Below are 23,019 nucleotides of genomic sequence, written 5' to 3' on the forward strand. Positions count from 1 at the left end.
CTTCAAGCCTTTGCGACGGAGACGGGAGGGGCGGCGGTCACCGCCCCTCCCTTGGATCGAAAACGAAAAATATCAGTTACGGGACTCGAGCAGCTTGTCGGCGTTTTCTTTCGTGACAGGCGTCCAAGGCACGAGGTAGTCCTTCTCGGCGCCATCCGCCCACTTCATGTCCGGATACTGGGTCCAGATCTTCGATTCGGGCTTGTAGTCCTTGTTGGCGGCTTTGATGGCGACGTCGAGCGCACCCTGAGCCTGGGCGTTGGCGTCCTGCAGGATGGAAGCCATCTCGCCGCGCTTCACCGAGTTGATCGCATCCGTCACGCCATCGACGCCGGCAATCGCGAAGTCTTCAACCTTCAGACCTGCAGCCTTGATTGCCTCGATCGCACCGAGTGCCATTTCGTCGTTCTGGCCGATGATGCCATTGATCTGGCCCGGATGGGATGTCAGCCAGTTTTCCATCAGGGTCTGAGCTTCGGCGCGCGACCAGTTGCCGGTCTGCTTTTCGAGAACCTTTACGTCCGGGCAGGCAGCGAGTGCCTTTTCATTGCCTTCCAGGCGCTGGATCTGGCCGGACTGGCCGATCGGGCCTTCGATGATGACGAGATTGCCCTTGCAGCCCATCTTGTCCAAGACTGCCTTGGCTTCGAGCTCGCCGGCTTCCACGTCGTTCGAGCCGACATAGGATGTGAGGAGATCGGAATTGACGCGGGCATTGGAGCCGACAACGGGGATGCCGGCATCATGGGCCATCTGCACAGCGGTCGCGCCGGCCTCGATATCCATCGGCACGAAGATGATCGCGTCGAATTTCTGTGTGATCATCGTGTTGAACTGTTCCTGCTGGACCAGCGCGTCATATCGGCCATCGAACACCGTGACATCGACCTTGCCGCTCTTGACGGCCGGATGTTCCTTCAGAGCCGCCGACCAGATCTGCATGAATTCAGCATTGAGACCATAGGTGGTCGCGCCAATCTTGAGCTTCTTGTCCTGCGCCATTGCGGGTGCCGAAAGCATCGCCGCACTGGCGACGAGAGCAAGCAAAAGTTTCTTCATTTTCTTCTCCTCCACGGAATGTCCGGTCGCCGTTTTGACGCGCGGTACATGTCGGACCGTTTCGCGATCCGAATTGTTCTGGGGTCAGGCCCCTTGATTGCGTTTTTGATCCAGCATGACCGCACCGACGATCAGCGCCCCTTTGAGGACCTGCTGGTAGTAAGATTCGATGCCGAGCAGATCGAGACCGTTGTTCATGACGCCGATAATGAGCGCGCCGATCAGGGTTCCCGTGACGCGACCGACACCACCCGAGAGGCTGGTACCGCCGATGACCACGGCCGCGATGGCGTCGAGCTCGTAGGCAACACCGGCCTGCGGCAGGCCGGAGCCCGTGCGAGCGGCAAGGATCATACCGGCAAGACCCGCAAGTGCTCCCGAGATGCAGTACACGGCGAACTTGATGCGGGTGACGTTGATGCCTGAAGTCACGGCGGCATGCGGGTTGCCGCCGACGGCGTAGATATAGCGGCCAAAGCGCGTGCGGTTGAGAACCCACCAAGAGGCAATGAAGACGACGGCGAGAACGACGACCGGCATCGGGATGCCGATAATGTTGCCGGTTCCAAGCCAGCGAAAATCCGGGATAAGCGCCGGGACAGGTCTGCCGCCGCCATAGATCAGCGTCATGCCGCGTGCCGCCGACAGCATGCCGAGGGTGGCAACGAAGGCGGGGACGGAGAAGCGCGAGACGATTACACCGACGACCATGCCGCATGCGAGACCGACGAGAATGCCCGCCGCGAACGCGACGAATGCCGGATAGGGGCCGCCCGCAACGCCGGCGGTCGCTGAAGTCGTCGCAAGGCTCGCGGCCACCATACCAGCGAGCGCTACGACCGAGCCGACGGAGAGGTCGATGCCCCGGGTCAGGATGACGAATGTCATGCCGATCGCCAGCACCCCATTGATAGATGTCTGTAGAAGCACGTTCGAGATATTGCCGGCGGTGAGGAAGTACTCGTTGGAGACCGACAGGATGAATGCCAGGAGCAGGAAGGCGAGAAAGATGCCGTATTCCTGGATGAGCAACTTGCGGTTATCCGAACCGAACCATGCGGCTGCCGGCTTGTTTTCTGTGGCGGACACTGTTCTTACCTCTTCCCATGCCGATCGAATCTTGAAAATGCGCGTCTGGCCCAGTGACCCGGGCCCGTCACGTAGAAAGGTGCACCAACGCCTGCGCGTCTGTCTCCGCGCGCGGATAGATGCCAGTCGAGCGACCGTTGCGCATGACGAGGATGCGGTCGGACATGCCCAGCACTTCGTCGATTTCCGATGAAATCATCACTACGGTTCCACCGGCCTCGGCGAATTCGCAGATGATGCGATAGATCTCGCGCTTGGCGCCGACATCGACGCCACGCGTCGGTTCATCGAGCAGAAGCACCTTAGGATTGCGCAGGAACCACTTGCCCAGGACGACCTTTTGCTGATTGCCGCCTGACAGGCCCGAGACCGGCATCGTGTCGCGGGCCGCCTTGATCGCAAATCTTTCGATCATGTTCCGGCTGGCAGCCTGCTCGCCGCGGCGACGCATGACGAAATTGGGGCTGAGTTCCGGCAGGCTGGCAAGCGCAATGTTGCCTCTGACGCTATCGGTCAGATTGAGCCCGGTCAGCTTGCGGTCCTCGGTAACGAAAGCGAGCCCGTGCTCCATCGCGTCAGCCGGCTTGCTGACCTTGACCGGCGCGCCATCGATCCTGATTTCGCCGCTATCGAGACGATCGAGACCAAAGATGCAGTTGAAAATTTCCGACCGGCCGGATCCCATAAGTCCGTAGATCCCGAAGATCTCACCCTTGCAAACCGAAAACGAAATGTCGTCGATCTTGCCGGCGGCTGTCAGCCCCGTAACCTGTAGGCCATCCGTTTCCGTCGGCGTGTTGGTCTTGATATATTCCTCGCCCAGTTCCCGACCGACGATCATCTTGATCAGGCTCGGCCTGTCGATATCAGCCAAGTCACCCGAGCCGATATAGGAGCCGTCGCGGAACACCGTGTAGGCATCCGCGATCTGGAAGATTTCTGACAGGCGGTGCGAGACGTAGACGATACCCTTGCCGGCGGCCTTCAGCCGTTCGATCGTTTTGAAGAGCTGCTGCGCTTCCTTTTCGCCGATTGCCGATGTCGGCTCGTCCATGAAGATGACTTCCGCATCGTGGCTGAGCGCCTTGGCGATCTCGACCAGTTGCATCTGCGCAACCGAAAGGTTCATCATGAACTGAGTGGGACGGATCTGGAATTCGAGCTGATCCAGCAACCGCTGGGCGTTACGGTTCATCGTCTTGAAGTCGACGCCGCCGAAGCGCCCGGAGGGTTCGCGACCAAGATAGATGTTTTCCGCCACGGTCATATGAGGGACAGGGCTCAGTTCCTGTTCGATGATCGCGATGCCGGAGGCGAGCGCTTCGGCTGGGCCTGAAAAATCGACGTCCTGACCGCGACGGCGAATGGAGCCGGCATCGCGCTTGTAAATGCCCATGAGGATTTTGAGGAAGGTCGACTTTCCGGCGCCGTTGCCGCCACACAGCGCGTGCACCGAGCCCGGCTTCAGCTGAAAGCGACCCTCACGCAATGCGGCAACGCCGCCGAAGGACTTCTTCAGTCCTTCCACCTCAAGCAGATATTCCACGCTAATTTCCTCCGATGATCCTTCCGCTCGATGAGCGTCGGACCAATCACTGTCTGGGTTAACCGCCCTCCAGCGGCCAGCACGTGACATTTGTCAGATAGTTTTCGACAAATGTCAACATGCCTTCATTGTAGGCTGAAGGTGTCCCTATGGTGAGCAAAAATCCTGTTTTTATCGTTTTAAAACAAACGGATGGACTGCTTGGTGGGGAGAGCGAGACCTTGGGGGCGAAGGGGCGATACGCGCAAGAAAGAAGCGATAGCTGCTGAAAATCTCACCAAACAGCACTTTTCTTTTTCAAACCGGTCGCTATTCCTAGGTCAACCGATGCGCCGAATTTGGCGCCCATCGAGCAAAAGGATCCGATGATGAAAGCCTTGGTACTGGAAGAAAAGGGCGTTCTCGCCCTTCGAGACATTGACCTGCCGCTGGCGGTCGGAGCTTCGGAACTGAAGATCAAGATTCACACGGTTGGCGTCTGCGGCAGCGACGTACACTACTACACGCACGGCGCAATCGGACCGTACGTGCTGCGTGAGCCAATGGTTCTGGGACATGAGGCGGCAGGCACGGTGATCGAGGTCGGCTCGGCCGTTTCCGGTTTCAAGGTTGGAGACCGGGTGTGCATGGAACCGGGAATACCGGACCTCTCGTCGCGCGCATCCAAGCTCGGCATCTATAACGTCGATCCCAGCGTCCGGTTCTGGGCAACGCCGCCGATCCATGGCGTTTTGACATCCGAAGTTGTCCATCCCGCGGCGTTCACCTACAAGCTTCCCGACAACGTGTCCTTCGCCGAAGGCGCGATGGTGGAGCCATTTGCCATTGGCATGCAGGCTGCAGCGCGTGCCCGCATCGCCCCCGGCGATGTTGCGGCGGTGATCGGAAGCGGCCCGATCGGGATCATGGTCGCTCTGGCGGCGCTCGCTGGTGGGTGCAGCCGCGTGTTCATTTCCGATTTCAGCGCACCGAAACTCGCCATCGCTGCCCAGTATTCCGGTATCACCCCTGTCAATATCGGGGAGGAAAGCTTCGCCGAGGTCATCGCACGGGAAACCGACGGCTGGGGCGCCGATGTTGTTTTCGAAGCCAGCGGCAGCCCGAAGGCCTATGACGGGATATTCGACCTCGTTCGCCCGGGTGGAGCGATCGTGATGGTCGGCCTGCCGGTGGACAAGGTTTCGTTCGACGTGGCAGGCGCGATCTCGAAGGAAATCCGAATAGAGACGGTCTTCCGCTACGCCAATATCTTCGACCGGGCGCTGCAGCTGATTGCATCCGGCAAGGTGGACCTTAATCCGCTGATTACCGAGACTTTCCCTTTCGACAAGAGCATTGAGGCCTTTGAGAGGGCAGCAGCCGGCAACCCGTCAGACGTCAAGCTGCAGATCCTTCTGGGTGACGCCGCGGTTTAGGAAAATCCGATCAGTTCTGAAGGCCGGTGGCCGGGAAAGCATGGGATCGTCACGCGAGATCATGCCGTCCCGGCCGCGGCTTTTGCGATGTGACGGTAGGACCACCTGGACATCCCAACGATAGACCTGTCTCTTCGGTGCCAATTGATCGTGAGTGCGGAGGCCGGCCTTAAAGCCGACCTCCGGTTTTGTTACTTGCCCGAGGCCTGGGCAGAGTACATGTAGCTGTCATAGCTGTATTCGGCGACGCGGAACCACTCGAAGGACTCGTCCCTGAACTTCTTCCAGCCCGGATAGATCTTTGCCCATGCCGGGTGCTTGGCGCTATATTCCGCGTAGAGTTCGAACGTCGTCTTGTAGGCGGCATCCATGACATCGCGTGGCAGCGGTCGCAGTTTGACGCCCTTGCCGACGAGCGAACGGATCGCTGCAGTGTTCTTCACATCGTAGAGTGCCTGCATGTTGATGTTCGCCGCCTTGCAGGCGGCATCGAGTGCGGCCTTGTAGGCGGGAGGCAGACCCTCATACTGTGCCTTGTTGATGAAGAAGTGGATCGTCAGACCACCTTCCCAATAGGCCGGGTAGTAGTAGTTCGGCGCAATCTGGTAGAAGCCGAGGCGTTCGTCGTCATAGGGACCGATCCACTCGGCCGCGTCGATTGTTCCGCGCTCGAGAGCCGGATAGATATCGCCCCCCGGTAGCTGCTGCGGCACCACGCCGAGCCGAGACATCACTTCGCCGGCGACACCGGCGATGCGCATCTTGACGCCCTTGAGGTCGGCGACGCCCTTGATCTCCTTGCGGAACCATCCACCCATCTGGGCACCGGTGGCCCCGCCGGGGATGCCAACCACGCCATAGGCAGAGAGAAACTCGTTATAAGCCTCATTGCCGCCGCCGTGGTAAAGCCAGGCGTTCTGCTGACGACCATTGAGACCGAAGGGGATGGTCGAGCCGATCGCAAATGTCGGATCCTTGCCGGTGAAATAGTATCCGCAGGTATGAGCGATCTCGACGGTGTTCGCTTTCACCGCATCGATCGCCTGCGGTCCGGGTACGAGTTCGCCGGCCTGAAACACCTGAATCTGGAATTTCCCGTCGGTGATCTTCGACAGTGTCTCCGCCATGACGGTTGCGCCGCCGTAAATCGTGTCGAGGTTGTTCGGGAAGCCCGAAGTCAGGCGCCATTTGATGCTCGGCAGTTCTTGGGCAACCGCCGGTGCGGCGAGTGCGGTCGCGGCGACTGTTGCCGCCCCTCCGACTGCGCCTTTCGTCAGGAAATTGCGTCTGTTGATGGTTTCCGTCATTGCGTTTCCTCCTCCTCAGGTTCGGCAGTATCGAACGCACGCTGTGCGATCAAAGCGTGTGTCTAGTTTTTCGGTGCGCCGAAGCTTGGCGTCGGGGAACCGAAATCTGGTGCAGGGATATCAACGGCCGGGGCGGCGGGATCGCCGGAAGACTGCTCCGGTGCGCCGAAAGGCTGGGTCGGTGTTCCAAACGGGTTAGCGCCATCGGCACCCGGCATCGGTACGTTGAGCTCAATCGTCGATGGATCGACGACGGCAGATCCTGATTTGTAGTGGGTCACGAGACCCGGAAAGACGATGACGACGACGACCATGACGAGCTGGATTGCCAGGTAGGGCAGGGAGCCCATGTAGATCTGGCCGGATGTGACCGGCTGGATTGTCGCACCGGTGATGCGATCCTTGTAGGCCCGTGTCGGAGCGACGGAGCGCAGGTAAAACAGCGAGAACCCGAACGGCGGATGCATGAACGACGTCTGCATGTTGATCGCCAGCATCACGCCGAACCAGATCAGGTCGATGCCGAGCGCATCGGCAACCGGTGCCAGCAGCGGGATGATGATGAAGGCCAGCTCGAAATAATCGAGAAAGAAGGCCAGGAAGAATACGAGCAGATTGGCAACGATCAGGAAGCCGATCTCGCCGCCCGGGATCGACGTCATCAGGTGCTCTACCCAGACGTGACCGTCGACACCGTAGAAGGTCAGCGAAAACACGCGCGCGCCGAGCAAGATGAAGATCACGAAGGAGGACAGTTTCGCCGTCGCGTAAAGGGCCGACTTGACCATCGCCAGCGTAAGCTTGCGATTGAAGGCTGCAAGAAGCAGAGCACCGACTGCGCCCATCGCGCCGCCTTCGGTCGGCGTCGCAAGGCCGATAAAGATTGTGCCGAGAACGAGGAAGATCAGCACGAGCGGCGGCACGAGCGAGGTGATGACCTTGGCCACAAGCTTCCAGCCACGAAGCGATCGCGCCTCGATAGGAAGAGCCGGCACGCTTGCCGGACGCAGGAAGGACATCAGGATGATGTAGCCGGTATAGGCAGCAACCAGCATGAGACCGGGCACGAGTGCGCCCTTGTACATGTCGCCGACCGACCGGCCGAGCTGGTCGGCCAGAATGATCAGCACGAGGCTGGGCGGAATAATCTGGGCAAGCGTTCCCGACGCTGCGATCGTGCCGGCCGCGACCCGTCGGTCGTAACCATATCGCAGCATGATCGGCAGCGAGATCAGGCCCATCGAGATGACGGAGGCCGCAACGACGCCTGTGGTGGCTGCAAGGATGGCGCCCACGAAGATGACCGCGAAGGCGAGCCCGCCGCGGATCGGGCCGAACAGCTGGCCGATCGTATCGAGCAGATCCTCGGCCATTCCGCTTCGTTCGAGAATCAGCCCCATGAAGGTGAAGAAAGGAATGGCGAGCAGCGTCTCGTTCGACATCTGCCCGAAGATGCGGTCAGGGATCGCTCCGAACAGGTTGATGGGCAAAAGGCCCATTTCGATGCCGATGAAACCGAAGACAAAGCCGACAAAGGCGAGTGCGAAGGCAACCGGATAACCAAGCAGCAACACGACGATCAGTGATAGAAACATGATCGGCGCGAGATTTTCCGCAAAGAATGCAAACATATGAGCGTATCCTGCTACGAATTAGAGCGCTTGCGCTTCGGCGTCGGCGAGAGCGACGGCGTCGGGCATCGCACCGCTGAGGATCGCTAGCCGTTTAATCAGTTCCGACAGTCCCTGGAGTGCCAGCAGGCCGAAACCAATCGGGATCATGGCCCAGACTGGCCACAGCACCAGCCCACCGGTATTGTTGGAGACCTCTCCGCTCACATATTTGGCGATGACGATCGGCCAGGACAGGTAGATGGTGACGAGGCAGAACGGCATCAGGAAGAAGATTGTCCCGAACACCTCGATCCAAAGCTGCGCCCGTCTGGGGAGCTGGCCATAGACCAGATCAACCTTGACGTGCTCGCTGCTCAGCAATGTCCAGGCCGCCGCCAACAGGAAGGCTGCGGAGAAAAGGTACCATTGCGCCTCGAGCCAGGCATTTGAGCTCAGATTGAAGACTTTTCGGGTCACTGCGTTGATGGCGCTGATCAGCACTGCTGCCAACAAAAGCCATGAAACGGCTTTACCGAAAAGCGTGTTCATCGCGTCGATAGCGCGCGACACGGCGAGTAGACCAGACATTACAAACCCTCCCAGGCAAGCTGCCCGAAGGCAGCTGTCCCATGCACTACTATCGCCGCAAATCACACGCGACAAGAGCATTATGACAAGCGGCCAATCTCGCGGTCTGGGAAAAGGCTTCGATACACGTTGCTATGGGCTGGAACAGACAGTGACGCAGGGAGCGGAAACGTCCCCGCTGATTCTCGATTTCGACGCGTATTCTGTTCGCATGCAGCATGGACGCGTGACGCGCATGACGAGCTATTTTTGTCGTCAAATCAGTGGCTTTGAGAAAAGAGACCTGGTTGCATCCGCCGTCGCTTCTGGCGACAATTGACGGATAGTGCACCGACGGCAAGCAAACGGGCGCCTAGGGCGCCCGTCGCAATACAGAACCGGAGCGGCCTTATTCGGCCACAACCGTCTTTCCGCCTTCCCACTTGTAGACGGAAAAGCTCTGCGAGCTGAGATCGCCGGTTTCACCGTAGGTCAGTTCGCCAATGGCAGTCTTGATACCGGTGCCATCCTTGAGCGCGGCAGCAACTGCCTCAGCGTCGTCGGTGCTGCCAGCCTTGGCGATGCCGGCGGCGATGACCTCGACGGCTGCATAGGCGTTGAGGGTAAAGGCTTCGGCGGGGATCTTTTTTGCAATGAGCGCATCGGCCGCGGCCTTGCTGTCGGCATTCTTCAGCGCGTCGGCAGCGTTGGTGAAGATCGTGCCGTTGGCTGCGTCGCCGCCCGTGGTGATGAACTCGCTGTTGGAAAGGCCGTCACCCGCGATCAGCTGCACGTTCATGCCGGCATCCTTCATCTGGCGCACCAGAAGGCCTGCTTCCGGGTGATAGCCGCCGAAATAGAGGACTTCGGTGCCTTCCGACTTCAGGCGTGTCACCAGCGCGCTAAAATCCTTGTCGCCCGCCGTCAGCGCGTCGTTGAAGACTTCCGTGATGCCGGCCGCATTCAGCGATGCCTTGAAGGCATCGGCGAGACCCTTGCCATACTGCCCCTTGTCGTTGAGGATGGCGATCTTCTTGTCCTTGAATTTCTCGACCACGAATTTCGCGGCAACGTCCGCCTGCTGGTCGTCCCGGCCGCAGGTGCGAAACACGGTGGAAAGGCCACGCGCGGTCAGTTCCGGCGAAGTGGCTGTCGGGGTAACCATCAGTGCACCGTTTTCGGCAAACGCGACCGAGGCGGGGATAGAGACGCCCGATGTGACAGGCCCAACCACGAAACGGATATCGTCGGCGATCAGCTGATTGGCGGCAGATACGCCCTGTTTGGGTTCGCCGGCATCGTCGACAATTTTGAGCACGAGCTTCTCGCCGTTGACGCCGCCCTTCTTGTTGATTTCCTCGACCGCGGTTTCCGCGCCGTTCTTGATCTGCGCGCCGATCGCAGCAACCGGGCCGGTCAGCGGCGCGATGAGGCCGACCGTGATGTCGGCGTAGGCAAGCGGGGCGAATGCGAGTGTGGCAGCGAGTGCCGCAGTGATTGTCTTCAATGTCATGTCAGTCTCCTGGGATGCGGACCTCCCGACCCGCGTGCTAATCGTGCGCCGAACCCGCTCAAACCGTCGGCAATGCCATGACTGGTGGAAGAGGGAGGGCGCGTCCGTCCGCGCGTGGCCATATTGAGCTTCTCCGCGCATCCGACAATTTTCCTAGAAATATTGGGACGGTGACGCAAGAAGATAACTGGAAGCCATGACCTCTTGATTGAATAATTCACGCCTTCTTGTGGCGACGTGATGGGCGGCTGCAGCCGTGCCCTTTCATGCCGGCAACTCACACGACGGAACCAACCCATGATTCAGGCAGCCGTCCATGGCGCCCCGCCGGCGATCAGGCGGATACGTGTCTTTCTCCACACTGCGCCGCGGTTCGAAGACGACGACGGTGGGCATATTGCTGATAGTGGCGACTCAGATGCTGAAAGCGGCTCCGATCAGCGCCCTTGTGTAATCGGCCTTCGGGGCGTCAAAGATCGCGTCCGTATCGCCTTCCTCAACAATCTTTCCGTTGTTCATGACGATCACATGATCCGCGATGGCCCTGACCACGGCAAGGTCGTGGCTGATAAAGACGTAGGAAAGGTTGTGGTCGGACTGCAGCTTGCGCAAGAGGTCGATCACCTGTCCCTGCACGGACCGGTCGAGTGCCGAGGTCGGTTCGTCGAGGATAACCACACGCGGCTTGAGGATCATCGCGCGGGCAATCGCGATGCGCTGGCGCTGACCGCCGGAAAATTCGTGCGGGTAGCGATTGCGCGCCTGGGGATCGAGCCCGACTTCGGTCAGGGCGGCGATCGCGCGCCGGTCTCGATCCGCCTTGTTCAGCGAAGGCTCGTGGACGAGCAGACCTTCGGTGATGATCTCGCCGACTGTCTGACGCGGCGAGAGAGACCCAAAGGGATCCTGGAAGACGAGCTGCATCTCCTTGCGCAGGGACCGCATCTGCCGACGGTCGAAGCCGGAGATGTCGGTCTTGTCGAAGCGGTAATGACCATCGCTGTGGCGAAGCCGGAGCAGCGCGCGCCCAAGCGTCGATTTCCCCGAGCCGGACTCACCAACGATACCGATCGTCTGGCCCTGCCTGAGCTTGACGGTGACGCCGTCGACGGCCCGGAAACTCTTTGGACCCTTCGAAAAAAGTCCGCGGCCGATCGGAAAATCGACCGTGACATCGCGTCCCTCCAGAATGATCGGCGCGTTTTCCGCCGGCGGTTGCTTGCGACCCTGCGGTTCGGCATCGATCAGCATGCGGGTATAGGCGGAAGTCGGAGCCTCGAAGATCTGTGATGTGGCTCCCTGTTCCACCACTTCGCCGCGCCGCATGACGACGACACGTTCGGCAAAATGCCGGACAATGCCGAGATCGTGGGTGATCAGCACAATCGCCATGCCGAAACGCTCCTGGAGCGAGCGCAGCAGTTTCAATATCTGCGCCTGGACCGTCACATCAAGCGCCGTCGTCGGCTCGTCGGCGATCAGGACGTCGGGTTCGTTGGCAAGCGCCATGGCGATCATGACGCGCTGCCGCTGGCCGCCGGACAGTTCATGCGGGTAACTGTCAATGCGGCGGGCGGGATCGGGAATGCCGACCAGTTCCAAGAGTTCCAGCACGCGGCTGCGGGCCGCTTTCCGGCTGCCGCCGCGGTGGTAGACGATCGGTTCGGCGATCTGGCGGCCGATCGTGTAAAGCGGATCGAGCGAGGTCATCGGTTCCTGAAAGATCATCGTGATCTTGGCACCGCGGATCTTGTTGAGCTCGTTATTTCGCAGTCCGACCAGTTCCTTGCCCCGATAGGCGGCGGAGCCAGTGACGGTGCCGTTTCCAGCGAGCAGGCCCATAATGCCCATCATCGTCTGGCTCTTGCCGGAGCCGCTTTCGCCGACGACGGCGAGCGTCTCGCCGGCACGGACATCGAAGCCGATGCCCTTGACCGCATTGACCGTGCCATCCGGCGTCGTGAAATTCACTTTCAGGTCGCGGATCGAGAGAATGGTGTCTTTTTGATCGGTCATGTCAACGATCCTTCGGGTCGAGCGCGTCGCGCAGGCCGTCGCCGATAAAGTTCAACGAAAACAGCGTTGCCACGAAGAAGATGGAGGGAAAGATCAGGAGCCAGGGTGCCGACTGGATATTGTTGGCGCCTTCCGAAATCAGAGCCCCCCAGCTGGTCAGTGGCGCCTGAACCCCGAGCCCGAGGAAAGACAGAAAGCTTTCCAGGAGGATTACCTTCGGAACCACGACGGTGACGAAGACGATCACCGGTCCGATCGTGTTCGGGATGATATGCCGGCGGATGATTTGCCAGTCGCTCAGGCCGAGCGCTTGGGCAGCGCCCACGAATTCCCGGCGCTTCAGCGCCAGCGTCTGGCCTCGCACGATGCGCGCCATGTCGAGCCATTCCACAGCGCCGATCACCAGGAAGATCAAGATGAAGGAACGACCGAAGAAGACGACTAGGACGACGACAAGAAAGACGAATGGCAGAGAATAGAGGATCTCGACGAAGCGCATCATGACATTGTCGACACGGCCGCCAAGATAACCCGCGGTCGCGCCGTAGAGCACGCCGATGCCAAGCGAGACGAGGCTGGCCAGCACGCCGACGGCAATCGAGATCTGGCCGCCGAGCATGACACGGGCAAGCAGGTCGCGGCCGTTCGGATCCGTGCCGAACAGGAAGTATTCCCGGCTGACATTCCCTTCGACCTTGAGAACGCGCCCGTCTTTTTCGGTCGCCACTACCTTGGTGTCGTCGAACTCGTTGGCACGGTCGAAATAACGCGTCGTGCGTGGGTCGATCGGATCCTCGGCGCTGATGGTCGCGGAAAAGATCTGGCCCGTCACCTCGAACGCGTCGAGGTTGACGCGGGCGCGAGTCGCGACGCCTTGCATGGCGCCCTCCAGCGATGCCTCGTCTGGCCGCGGCTCGAGACTTGGCGCCACCGTCACATAGGAAGAAAAGACCTGGTCATAGCTATGCGGCACAAAAAGTGGGCCGAGATAGGAAAAGAGCGCGATCAGAACGAGCATCACGCAGCCGCCCATCGCCGCCTTGTTGCGACGGAAGCGGATGGCGGCAAGCTGGAAAAGACTGCGGCTTGTGCTCTGGGGCGGGGTGGAAGCCGGATCGGTGGCGATATCAGTCATGACGGACCCTCGGATCGAGCAGGCCGTAGAGAAGGTCGACCAGGAGATTAAAGACGATAACAAAGATGGCGATCAGAACGACGGTGCCCATGACCAGCGTATAGTCACGATTCAGCGCGCCGAGCACGAAATAACGGCCGACGCCCGGAATGGTGAAGATGGTCTCGACGACGGCCGAGCCGGTCATCAATGCGGCGGCACAGGGTGCGAGATAGGAGACGACCGGCAGCATGGCGCCGCGCATGGCATGCGTGATGACGACGATCCGCGCCGGCAGGCCATAAGCGCGCGCGGTGCGGATATGGTCGGCATGCAGCGCCTCGATCATGGAGCCGCGCGTCAGCCTGGCGAAAACGGCAAGCTGCGGAAGCGCCAGTGCGATCATCGGCAGGAGCAGGAACGAGAACGAACCATCTCCCCAGCCACCGGCCGGCAAGAGCGCAAGAAGAATCGCAAAAATAAGCGTCAAAACCGGGCCGACAACGAAATTCGGGATCGTCGTACCCATCGTTGCGAGCGTCATGATGGAAAAATCGAGCACGCTGTTCTGGCGCAGGGCCGCGATCGTGCCGAGCGTCACGCCGCCAATCAGGGCCAGAAGCAGAGCGTAGAAACCGAGTTCAATGGAGTAGGGAAGGCCTTTTCCGATCAGTTCCGCAACGGTGTTGTCCTTGTAGATATAGCTTGGACCGAAATCACCCTGTACGGCATTGCCGATATAGGTGAGATATTGACGCCATAACGGCTGGTCTAGCTGGTAGGTCCGCATGATGTTTTCCATCGTTGCGGGTGGCAGCGGACGTTCCAGGTTAAAGGGACCGCCCGGAGCAAAACGCATCAGGAAGAAGGAAATCGTCACGACGATGAACAGCGTCGGGACGGCGCTCGCGAGGCGGCGCAGGATAAAAGACAGCATGCAGTAGTCTCCTGCGGGATGGCGTCCGAAACGCTGTCGGACGCCATCCCGTGTCGATTATTCGGAAACGCTCAAGAAGCGGCTCAGGTGTTCATTGGCAGCATTGTCCTGCCAGCCCTTGATGCGGTCCGAAACAAGCCACAGATCGGCCTGGGTCAGGAAGGGAGCAATCGGCTGGTCGCGCATCAGGATTGTTTCCGCCTCATGCATGATCTTCGATCGCGCAGCCGGATCCGTTTCCGCATACGACTTCTTCATCAGATCGTCGAATTCCTTGCTCTCGTAATGCCCGTAATTGAAGGTCTTGTTGGTCGAGAGGTTCAAGGCGAGGAAGTTTTCCGGATCGGCATAATCGGCAACCCAACCGGCACGTGCCACGTTGAACTTGCCGCCTTCCTGGAGATAGGCGTAGTGCGAGGAGACATCGAGATTGCTCATCGTCACCTTGGCACCGAACGTGTTTTTCCACATGTCGGCAACGGCGGTGGCGACACGTTCGTGGTTCGGGTTGGTGTTGTAGCGGACCTCGATATTGAGCGGCTTGCCGCCTTCACCGTAACCGGCTTCCTTCATCAGTTCGATCGCCTTGTCTTCGCGGTCGAGCTGGGAAAGTTCTGCGAAATCGGCCTTGGCGGGTTCGCCATAGTTCGCCATGCCCGGCGGCACCAGCGAATAGGCGGGAAGCTGCGATCCGCTATAGATCTTCTTGGCCAGGAAATCGCGGTCGACGGCCATGGACAGGGCCTGGCGGACACGAACGTCGTTGAAGGGAGCCTCGCGGCCATCGAAGACGTAATAATAGGTCGCAAGCGTCGGCGACACATGAACCTGGTCCTTGTAGGCCGAGCGCAGCCGCTCGATCTGGTCGGCGGAGAAGTTATAGACGAGATCCATTTCCTTCGCCTCGAAGCGGCGGACGGACGCGGCCTGGTCGTCGATAGGGTAGAAGATCACCTTGTCGAGCTTGACGTTGGCGGCATCCCAGAAATTGGGGTTCTTTTGGACAACGAGGCTGTCGTTCGGCACATGGCTGACGAGCTGGAAGGCCCCGTTCGACACCATCGTGCCTGGCTTGACGAAATCGGCGCCGTTCTTCTCAAGGCTTGCCTTGGAGACAGGCAGGGCAGTCTGGTGAGCAAGAAGTTCAAGGAAGAAGGGGGTCGGGCGCTCGAGGGTGATCTCGAACGTCTTGTCATCGACGGCCTTGATGCCGAGTTCCTTCGGATCGGCCTTGCCGGTGTTGACCATTTCCGCGTTCTTGATCGGGTAGAGGATGTTCGCATATTTCGCGGCGGTCTTCGGATCTTCCACGCGCTTGAACGAGAATTCGAAATCCTGCGCCGTGACGGGCGAGCCATCGGACCACTTGGCATTCTCGCGCAGCTTAAACGTGTATGTCAGTCCGTCGTCGGAGACCTTCCACGACTCCGCTGCACCCGGTACAATCTTGCCCGCAGCGTCGTAGATCGTCAGACCTTCATAAAGATCCTTCAGGATGAAGGCTTCGATATTGATCGAGGTCTGGGCCTGATCGAGCGTCTGCGGTTCGCCGGAATTGCCACGATGAAGCACCGTTTCAGCAAATGCCGGTGCCCCGGCCAGCAGAGTTGATCCGAGCAAAGCGACCGCAGCCGCACGCATGAGACGAGATGACATACCGTTATCCTCCTGGTTTTCCGTCCGATTGGGCGAGTGAATGCCAGAAATATCGGAACCGCAAGGCTTTTTTGCTCTCGACTCAAATGCGGAGTGTATATCCGCGCGCCTCGACTAACCTCATAATTGCAGGGTCCTGCAGGGGCGGTAGCCCGGGTATCGTGACCTCGCATCCGCGCCAGACCGTGAATCGAGAAAGCAGCGACATTTTACGTTCAGGTAAACCGAGCAGCGAATACCATGGTGTCGCGATCAGGGTGCCTAGAGTAATTTTATTGCAGAAGCACAAATGAAAGCGGTTCCCGCCGATCCATCTCGATACAATCAGGGAGGGCACGGCGGGGCATCCTCTCACTGCCATATGCGCCTCTCGCAATATGAAGATCCGGCACCCCATCAGCGGCTCTCAAACATCGGGGACGGTGTAGCGTCGGCTACGACGGGCAACGAGCCGATGAGGCAAAGCGTCACGAATCTGCACGCTTCGCGGCTCATCCCTTCAGGAAAGCGCTTCGGCCAAGCATGCGGCAGGTCGCGCCTAGTGGCGCTTTCTTCTGGAAATCTTGTTGCCGTGGGGACCGCTGACGACCGGCGTCCTGTCCCGATTTTCGGTGACCAGGGTTCGCCACCGGTCGAGACGATCGCCTGCAAGTTCGCCGCTTGCGACTGCAGCCTGAACGGCACATCCGGGTTCGTGGACATGGCTGCAATCGCGAAACCGGCACTGCGATGCCAGTTCGGCGATATCGGAAAAGAAGACATCGATACCGTCGGCAACATCACTTACATACAGCGTCCGGATCCCGGGTGTATCGATCACCCATCCGCCACCCGGTAGCGCGTGCAGCGATCGTGCCGTCGTGGTGTGTCTGCCCTGCGAGTCGTATTCCCGGATCGTGCCGGTCTTCTGTGTGTCCGACTGAGACCCGACGAGCGAGTTGACCAGGGTTGATTTCCCAACGCCCGACGATCCCACGAGCGCGCAGGTCTGTCCCTCGCCGCACCACGGCGCCAGGAGTTCGCGTGCCTCTACCGAGCGTCCGTTCAGGAGGATAACGGGCAGGCCAGGCTGCAGTCCCTGCGCCTGGACCCGGAAGACGTCAGCGTCTTCGGTCGTGTCCGCCTTTGTCAGGACGATCACCGGGTTGCTCCCGGCTTGTTCGGCCAGGATCAGATACCGTTCCAACCTTGAAAGGTTGAATTCGGCGTTGCAGGACGTCACGATGAACAGGGTATCGACGTTGGCAGCAACCAGTTGCGGGATCGTGTCGTTCCCCGCACGTCGTTGAAAGAGAGTTTTCCGTTCGAGACGGCGAACCAGCATGCCGCTGATCGGGTCGGCGAGGATCCAATCGCCGACCGCGAAATCGGCTGTGTTGGCGTTGGCTGGGAGCTCGAGGGCGGCCGGACCACCGGCATCAATAGCCTCCACGCGCGACCGGTGGACGGAGGCAATGCGCCGCGGCGCGAGTTCGTCTCCATCGGATGTGAGCTGATCCGAAAAGAAGTCCGACCAACCAAGTCGTTTAAGCGCTGTCATGTGAAGGGGGTCGATCAAAGGAAGGTCGCAATCTTTGGAGCTGTTAAGGTTGGACGGGGCCTGTTGGCTTCGGTTTCCCTTGGCTGCGCGAGAAGTTTGGCCGAAAAGAGTCTATGAGCGTCGGTGCGTCGCGGACGGAGGCAAGTTCTTTTGGACGCTGGCATACACAACCATCCTCTTCAGACTGTATGCGCGGGGCAGTTGGCGGACAAGCCCTAACGAACCTCGTCGTGCGGGACGGGTCTGCAGAGCAGGTCAAAACTAAAGGTTGACTTGGCGGCCCTTCGTCTCTATCTTTGGTTTATCGATCTTTTGCTTGCTGAACTTTGGTTACCGCGCGATTGGCACCGCGCTCTGAACGAACTTCCCTCTCAAAATCAATCGTTACACTCATCCGTTCGGCTTCGGTCCTACGGTCACTCAACATTGCTTTGAAAGGGTTCATCATGACCACAGGCACAGTAAAATGGTTTAATTCCACCAAGGGTTTCGGCTTCATCGAGCCTGACAACGGCGGCGCTGACGCGTTCGTCCACATCTCTGCCGTCGAGCGCGCGGGAATGCGCGAAATCGTAGAAGGCCAGAAGCTTGGCTACGAACTCGAGCGCGACGCGAAGTCGGGCAAGATGTCGGCCTGCAACCTTCAGGCTGCCTAATCGTACCTGGTTTCGTCCTTGACCACGGATGTACTGGCACCGACGACACCAAGTTATCTGAGAGGCCGGGCTTATAGCCTGGCCTTTTTTGTTGGCTCGCTCAAAGCAGGCTCAACCACAGGAAAATCCATGACACAGACCCATTCGAAATCCAGACAGCAGGCCGAGATTGCCTTCGGCAACACGCAGACGCAGTTCTTTGCCCGAAATCACGCCGTCGCGGAAATGGACTCCCTCGTTGCGGCGCGCGAGACGAAAACACAAAGGCTGCGGCAGGCACGCCTCGCGAAGGATGCCGACGACATCGCCAAGGCATCCGCAGGCCTGATCGCAATGCGCGCCCGCAAGTCCGACCTTTAAGGATGCCATCTTGATGGACCAGAACACCGAGTGGACATCCGGTCAGCTGCGACGCGCGATCAAGGCGGCAGGCGTGGCGCTGTGGACCTGGAACGTCGATACGGACGCGTTCACGATGGACCAGCGTGGATATGCACTATGGGATTTGGAGGTCGATGGCGTCCTGTCCTTTGAGGACCTGTCGGCCAAGGTCCATCCGGCCGACCGCGATCGTGTGAGGGCAGCGTTCTCGGCAACACGTGCCGTCGTTGGACCTTACGAGATCGACTTCAGGATCATGAGCGATGTTGAAGTTCGCTGGATCTCAGCACGCGGTCAGGGGAGCGATGAGGATATTCTGGCTCGGCAGATGACCGGCATCTTTCTCGATGTCACAGGCCGCAAGCAGGCTGAAGAAGGGCATGAGCTTCTCGCCGGAGAAATGAGCCACCGGGTCAAGAACCTGCTCGCCATCGCGTCAGGGCTGACGCAGATGACATCCCGGTCCTCGAGTTCGATCGCCGATATGACCTCACAGCTCACTCTAAGGCTAACCGCTCTCGGCCGTGCTCACGACCTTGTCCGGCCTTTACCTGGCGGGCAGGGCAAGGCCGCTCTTCTCGGTGACCTGATCACGATCTTGCTCTCCCCCTATGACGAGACGGCGGCGTTTGCTGGCCGTATTCGGGTAGCAGTTCCAAGGATGGGCGTGGGAGAGGCGGCAGCCACAGGCCTCTCGCTGGTGATCCACGAACTCGCCACGAATTCACTGAAATACGGCGCCCTGTCAGTCGGCACCGGAACACTGGATGTGTCCGGATCGGTCGAGGAGAACAATCTGATGGTGACCTGGATCGAGCAGGGCGGGCCCGAGGTTGTCTTCCCACAGGGCCCGGCCGGCTACGGTAGCAGAATGCTGGACCGTACCATGTCCGCTCACCTTGGAGGAACGATCTCCTATAACTGGACACCGGACGGAGCGCTGGTCACGCTTATCATCGACACGAGCCGGCTTGCCTCTTGACCGCTTGGAAAAGGCCTCGGCCGCAAGCCCGCGCCGGAAAACCGACGGGCTAACGCGCAGCTGTTTTGTCGTTGAACGTCTGCGCGGTCGCCTCGGTTGCCGGTGAATAAGTTAGCGTCCGCTTGTTTCGGAAACATGGCTAGATGAAGCGCGCTGATCAGCGCTTTTCGACATCGACTCGAAGCGCGCAACGATCAGATCAAGGTCATACGGCTTGGAGAAAAATTGTGCCGAAGATGGCAGATCGATCTCACCGGGCGTGATGCGACCGGAGGCAACCACGATCCCGGCGTGAGGGAAGCGAGCGGCGACTTCGTGGGCAAGGTCCACACCCGTCAGAAGGCCTGGCATCTGGATATCCGTGAACAGGAAGTGAATGGTCCCGTCGTCAATCTTGTCCAGGGCCTCGTCCACCGTGCCGGCTTCTATGACCTCGAACCCCGCATCCTCCAGGGCGTCTGTGACCGTCATCCGGATCAACACCTCGTCGTCCACCACCAGTACTTTGCGCATGTCCCACTCCCTGCATGTGGCCCTACAACAGACCGACGCGGTTATCGTTCCAAAAAACGCAGTGGGTATCAGACAACTGCATTGGCCTTTCCGGCTAGTGCGTTGGATTGCAGTGGCAGTGGCAGCTTTCGGTGAGTAGCACGGAGATGGCAGTATCCTTTGGTCTGCTTCGGGTGTGGGGACAATCTTTTGTAGCCGATGGGCGATCGGCGGCGCTTTCAACACCACGGCTGTGACCGAAGCGGCCACCCAGGGAAAAGACGCAAACATGTTGGTCGTTGCGCTGCCGGCCGACGGCCAAAAGACAGAAATGCACCCTACCGGACATCTGAACACACGGGTGTGTTCAGATGTCCGGTAGGGTCTGGCGCACGTACGTCGCGCGCCTTGCTGCAACGCGCAGGATCCATGTCACGAGACGGTACCGGCTCCACGAAGCCGGTGTCCGGATCTTCTCGGCGATGTACGGGCGTGATTTCGCGGCTGAGAACGATCTTCTCAACGCGCTTGATCTAGACGTAATGTCATTGGATGAATTAAAGACCCTTTGCCAAAACGGGTTTGCACCCTCGGCCGCGTGACCATCGTAAGCCTTCGATCATTGCTTCATCGTCCGGCAAACGGACCGAGCAGCTTAAGGTCGAGGCAGGGGAGGCAGGAGCGTCAACGCGCTTCTCCTGTCCCATATCCGAATTTCTCCAAGCCGCGACGCGGATGCGTCGGAGGCAAACAAGGTTGCATTCACAATGAGCAACGCATTCCTCGCACATCTCTCCACCGAACTTGCGGGTCTGAGGTCTTCGGGTCTCTACAAGACCGAGCGGGTGATCGTTTCCAAACAGGCCGGCGAGATCGAAGTCGCATCTGGTCGCAAGGTTTTAAATTTTTGCGCCAACAATTACCTTGGCCTTGCCGACAACGCCGAACTGGTCGAAGCCGGCAAGAACGCGCTGGATCGTTACGGCTACGGCATGGCATCTGTGCGTTTCATCTGCGGGACGCAGGAAGAGCACAAGCAGCTCGAAGACCGGATTTCGAAGTTTCTGGGATTGGAGGGTACGATCCTCTATTCGTCCTGCTTTGATGCCAATGGTGGATTGTTCGAGACGCTTCTCGGCGAGGAGGACGCGATCATATCGGACGCACTCAACCACGCTTCGATCATCGACGGGGTGCGCCTCTCCAAGGCGAAACGTTTCCGCTACGCCAATAACGACATGGCGGCGCTGGAGGAGGAACTGAAAAAGGCCGAAGGCAGCCGGTTCAAGATGATCGCCACAGACGGCGTGTTTTCGATGGACGGCATCATCGCCAATCTTGCGGGCGTCTGCGACCTTGCCGAGAAATATGGCGCCATGGTCATGGTCGATGACAGCCATGCCGTCGGCTTCGTCGGCAAGCACGGTCGCGGCTCGGCGGAACATTGCGGCGTCGAGGGCAGGGTGGATATCATCACCGGCACGCTCGGCAAGGCGCTCGGCGGTGCATCCGGCGGCTATACGTCCGGCAAGAAGGAAGTGGTCGACTGGCTGCGCCAGCGCTCGCGTCCCTATCTGTTTTCCAACACCCTCGCTCCGGTGATTGCGAGCGCCTCGCTGAAGGTGTTTGACCTGATCGACAATGGTGACGCATTGCGCGCCCGGCTAGAAGCCAATTCCCGCCTCTTCCGCGATGAAATGAGCAAGCTTGGGTTCACGTTGGCGGGCGAGGGGCATCCGATCATTCCCGTTATGCTCGGCGATGCGTCGCTGGCGCAGGACATGGCGGCGAGGATGCTGGAAAAGGGTGTCTACGTCGTCGGCTTCGCCTTCCCGGTCGTACCGAAAGGCCAGGCGCGTATCCGCACCCAGATGTCTGCGGCGCATAGTGAGGACGATGTGCGCCGGGCCATTGCGGCGTTCGAAGAGGTCGGCAGGGAACTGCGCGTGATCGAGTAGATGCCCGGCCCGAACCGATCCAACTCATTGACAGGAATTTTTCGATGACCAACATGATGCGCGCCCTCGTCAAGTCGAAAGCCGAAACCGGTCTCTGGATGGAGCATATCCCTGTTCCGGACCCCGGCCCCAACGACGTGCTGATCCGGGTGAAGAAGTCCGCGATATGCGGCACCGACGTTCATATCTGGAACTGGGACAGTTGGGCCCAAAAAACCATTCCGGTGCCGATGGTCGTCGGCCACGAGTTCTGCGGTGAGATCGCGCAGGTGGGCTCTGCGGTCACCAAGGTCCAGGTCGGCGCGCGCGTCTCCGGCGAGGGGCATATCGTTTGCGGCAAGTGCCGCAACTGCCGCGCGGGGCGCGGACACCTTTGCCGCAACACGTTGGGCGTGGGTGTCCACCGGCCCGGATCTTTTGCCGAATTCGTCTGCATTCCCGAAGACAATGTCGTGCCGATCCCGGATGATGTGCCGGACGAGATTGCCGCGATCTTCGATCCGTTCGGCAACGCCGTGCACACCGCTCTCTCCTTCGATTTGGTCGGCGAGGACGTCCTGGTGACCGGAGCCGGTCCGATCGGCATCATGGGTGCGATGGTTGCCAAGCGCTCGGGCGCCCGCAAGGTCGTGATCACCGACATCAACCCGGTGCGTCTGGCACTTGCCGAAAAGCTCGGCATCGACCACGTCGTCGATGCGTCCAAGGAAAACCTGTCGGACGTGATGAAGCGCATCGGTATGACCGAGGGCTTCGATGTCGGTTTGGAAATGTCGGGCGCGGCCCCCGCCTTCCGCGACATGATCGACAAGATGAACAATGGCGGCAAGATTGCCATTCTCGGCATCGCGCCGACCGGGTTCGAGATCGACTGGAATAAGGTGATCTTCAAGATGCTCAATCTCAAGGGCATCTACGGGCGGGAAATGTTCGAGACCTGGTACAAGATGATCGCCTTCGTGCAGGGCGGCCTCGACCTTTCGCCTCTCATTACCCACCGCATCGGCATCGACTCCTTCAGAGACGGGTTCGAGGCCATGCGCTCCGGCAATTCCGGAAAGGTCGTCATGGACTGGTGAAGCCAACATGAGGTCCAACAAAAAGCCGACCGATGGGGGCAATACGATGTCGATCAAGACTATAGGGCAGGCGAAGCTCTTCTGCTTAGGCCCTTTCGG

The 23,019-nt window shown here is 59.6% G+C and carries 19 protein-coding genes; 6 read left to right on the forward strand and 13 right to left on the reverse strand.

Annotation, left to right across the window (positions count from 1 at the left end; genetic code table 11):
* Positions 1-72 precede the first annotated feature (72 nt).
* The 3 genes from ACQY1L_RS18420 to ACQY1L_RS18430 all read right to left on the reverse strand — a co-directional run bounded on the left by ACQY1L_RS18420 (position 73) and on the right by ACQY1L_RS18430 (position 3,694).
* Positions 73-1,059 carry a substrate-binding domain-containing protein gene (locus ACQY1L_RS18420; RefSeq protein WP_062578278.1) on the reverse strand — a complete coding sequence of 329 codons (987 nt, stop codon included), beginning with the start codon at positions 1,057-1,059 and terminating at the stop codon, positions 73-75.
* Positions 1,060-1,143: 84 nt separating this feature from the next.
* Positions 1,144-2,148 carry an ABC transporter permease gene (locus ACQY1L_RS18425; RefSeq protein ID WP_062578276.1) on the reverse strand — a complete coding sequence of 335 codons (1,005 nt, stop codon included), beginning with the start codon at positions 2,146-2,148 and terminating at the stop codon, positions 1,144-1,146.
* A 67-nt stretch (positions 2,149-2,215) separates the two neighbouring features.
* Complete coding sequence (locus tag ACQY1L_RS18430; protein WP_062578274.1) at positions 2,216-3,694, reverse strand: sugar ABC transporter ATP-binding protein; 1,479 nt, start codon at positions 3,692-3,694, stop codon at positions 2,216-2,218.
* A gap of 368 nt (positions 3,695-4,062) precedes the next feature.
* On the opposite strand from ACQY1L_RS18430, the gene ACQY1L_RS18435 reads away from it, so the two are divergent.
* Entirely contained in the window at positions 4,063-5,109 is a 1,047-nt protein-coding gene (locus ACQY1L_RS18435) for an NAD(P)-dependent alcohol dehydrogenase (protein WP_175487276.1), read from the forward strand.
* A gap of 191 nt (positions 5,110-5,300) precedes the next feature.
* On the opposite strand, the gene ACQY1L_RS18440 is transcribed toward ACQY1L_RS18435, so the two are convergent.
* The 9 genes from ACQY1L_RS18440 to rsgA all read right to left on the reverse strand — a co-directional run bounded on the left by ACQY1L_RS18440 (position 5,301) and on the right by rsgA (position 17,372).
* Positions 5,301-6,416, reverse strand: coding sequence for a TRAP transporter substrate-binding protein (locus ACQY1L_RS18440; RefSeq protein ID WP_062578270.1), 1,116 nt, complete (start codon positions 6,414-6,416; stop codon positions 5,301-5,303).
* Between the two features lie 62 nt (positions 6,417-6,478).
* Complete coding sequence (locus ACQY1L_RS18445) at positions 6,479-8,047, reverse strand: TRAP transporter large permease (RefSeq protein WP_062459274.1); 1,569 nt, start codon at positions 8,045-8,047, stop codon at positions 6,479-6,481.
* A 21-nt stretch (positions 8,048-8,068) separates the two neighbouring features.
* Positions 8,069-8,617, reverse strand: coding sequence for a TRAP transporter small permease subunit (locus ACQY1L_RS18450; protein ID WP_062459277.1), 549 nt, complete (start codon positions 8,615-8,617; stop codon positions 8,069-8,071).
* A gap of 388 nt (positions 8,618-9,005) precedes the next feature.
* A complete protein-coding gene (locus tag ACQY1L_RS18455) occupies positions 9,006-10,109 on the reverse strand; it encodes a branched-chain amino acid ABC transporter substrate-binding protein (protein ID WP_092663305.1) in 1,104 nt (367 codons plus the stop codon).
* A 414-nt stretch (positions 10,110-10,523) separates the two neighbouring features.
* Positions 10,524-12,125, reverse strand: coding sequence for an ABC transporter ATP-binding protein (locus ACQY1L_RS18460; protein WP_430245434.1), 1,602 nt, complete (start codon positions 12,123-12,125; stop codon positions 10,524-10,526).
* Between the two features lies 1 nt (position 12,126).
* The gene (locus ACQY1L_RS18465) at positions 12,127-13,260 is read right to left on the reverse strand and encodes an ABC transporter permease (RefSeq protein ID WP_062459285.1); all 1,134 of its coding nucleotides are present in this window, start codon (positions 13,258-13,260) and stop codon (positions 12,127-12,129) included.
* Entirely contained in the window at positions 13,253-14,176 is a 924-nt protein-coding gene (gene oppB, locus ACQY1L_RS18470; RefSeq protein ID WP_062459288.1) for an oligopeptide ABC transporter permease OppB, read from the reverse strand. Before oppB ends, ACQY1L_RS18465 begins: the two co-directional genes overlap by 8 nt.
* Positions 14,177-14,233: 57 nt before the next feature.
* A complete protein-coding gene (locus ACQY1L_RS18475) occupies positions 14,234-15,817 on the reverse strand; it encodes a peptide ABC transporter substrate-binding protein (RefSeq protein WP_244508866.1) in 1,584 nt (527 codons plus the stop codon).
* 553 nt (positions 15,818-16,370) lie between these two features.
* Entirely contained in the window at positions 16,371-17,372 is a 1,002-nt protein-coding gene (gene rsgA / locus ACQY1L_RS18480; protein ID WP_430245436.1) for a ribosome small subunit-dependent GTPase A, read from the reverse strand.
* A gap of 446 nt (positions 17,373-17,818) precedes the next feature.
* Here rsgA and ACQY1L_RS18485 point away from each other — a divergent pair, with 446 nt between their 5' ends.
* From ACQY1L_RS18485 to ACQY1L_RS18495, 3 genes are all read left to right on the forward strand, one after another.
* The gene (locus ACQY1L_RS18485) at positions 17,819-18,028 is read left to right on the forward strand and encodes a cold-shock protein (protein ID WP_062459297.1); all 210 of its coding nucleotides are present in this window, start codon (positions 17,819-17,821) and stop codon (positions 18,026-18,028) included.
* Between the two features lie 129 nt (positions 18,029-18,157).
* Positions 18,158-18,388, forward strand: coding sequence for a hypothetical protein (locus ACQY1L_RS18490; protein ID WP_062459299.1), 231 nt, complete (start codon positions 18,158-18,160; stop codon positions 18,386-18,388).
* A gap of 13 nt (positions 18,389-18,401) precedes the next feature.
* Positions 18,402-19,391 carry a sensor histidine kinase gene (locus ACQY1L_RS18495; protein WP_113166133.1) on the forward strand — a complete coding sequence of 330 codons (990 nt, stop codon included), beginning with the start codon at positions 18,402-18,404 and terminating at the stop codon, positions 19,389-19,391.
* A 111-nt stretch (positions 19,392-19,502) separates the two neighbouring features.
* Here the strand turns inward: ACQY1L_RS18495 and ACQY1L_RS18500 are convergent, their stop codons facing one another.
* A complete protein-coding gene (locus ACQY1L_RS18500) occupies positions 19,503-19,904 on the reverse strand; it encodes a response regulator (protein WP_062459305.1) in 402 nt (133 codons plus the stop codon).
* A gap of 746 nt (positions 19,905-20,650) precedes the next feature.
* On the opposite strand from ACQY1L_RS18500, the gene ACQY1L_RS18505 reads away from it, so the two are divergent.
* Both ACQY1L_RS18505 and tdh read left to right on the forward strand, forming a co-directional pair.
* Positions 20,651-21,841 (forward strand): glycine C-acetyltransferase, encoded by a 1,191-nt coding sequence (locus ACQY1L_RS18505; RefSeq protein WP_430245439.1) that lies wholly within the window; start codon positions 20,651-20,653, stop codon positions 21,839-21,841.
* A gap of 44 nt (positions 21,842-21,885) precedes the next feature.
* Positions 21,886-22,920, forward strand: a complete 1,035-nt coding sequence (gene tdh, locus ACQY1L_RS18510) for an L-threonine 3-dehydrogenase (RefSeq protein ID WP_113111568.1) — start codon at positions 21,886-21,888, stop codon at positions 22,918-22,920.
* Positions 22,921-23,019 lie beyond the last annotated feature (99 nt).

Source organism: Neorhizobium sp. DAR64862/K0K3 (genome assembly GCF_050500185.1).
GTDB classification, from domain to species: Bacteria; Pseudomonadota; Alphaproteobacteria; order Rhizobiales; family Rhizobiaceae; genus Neorhizobium; species Neorhizobium soli.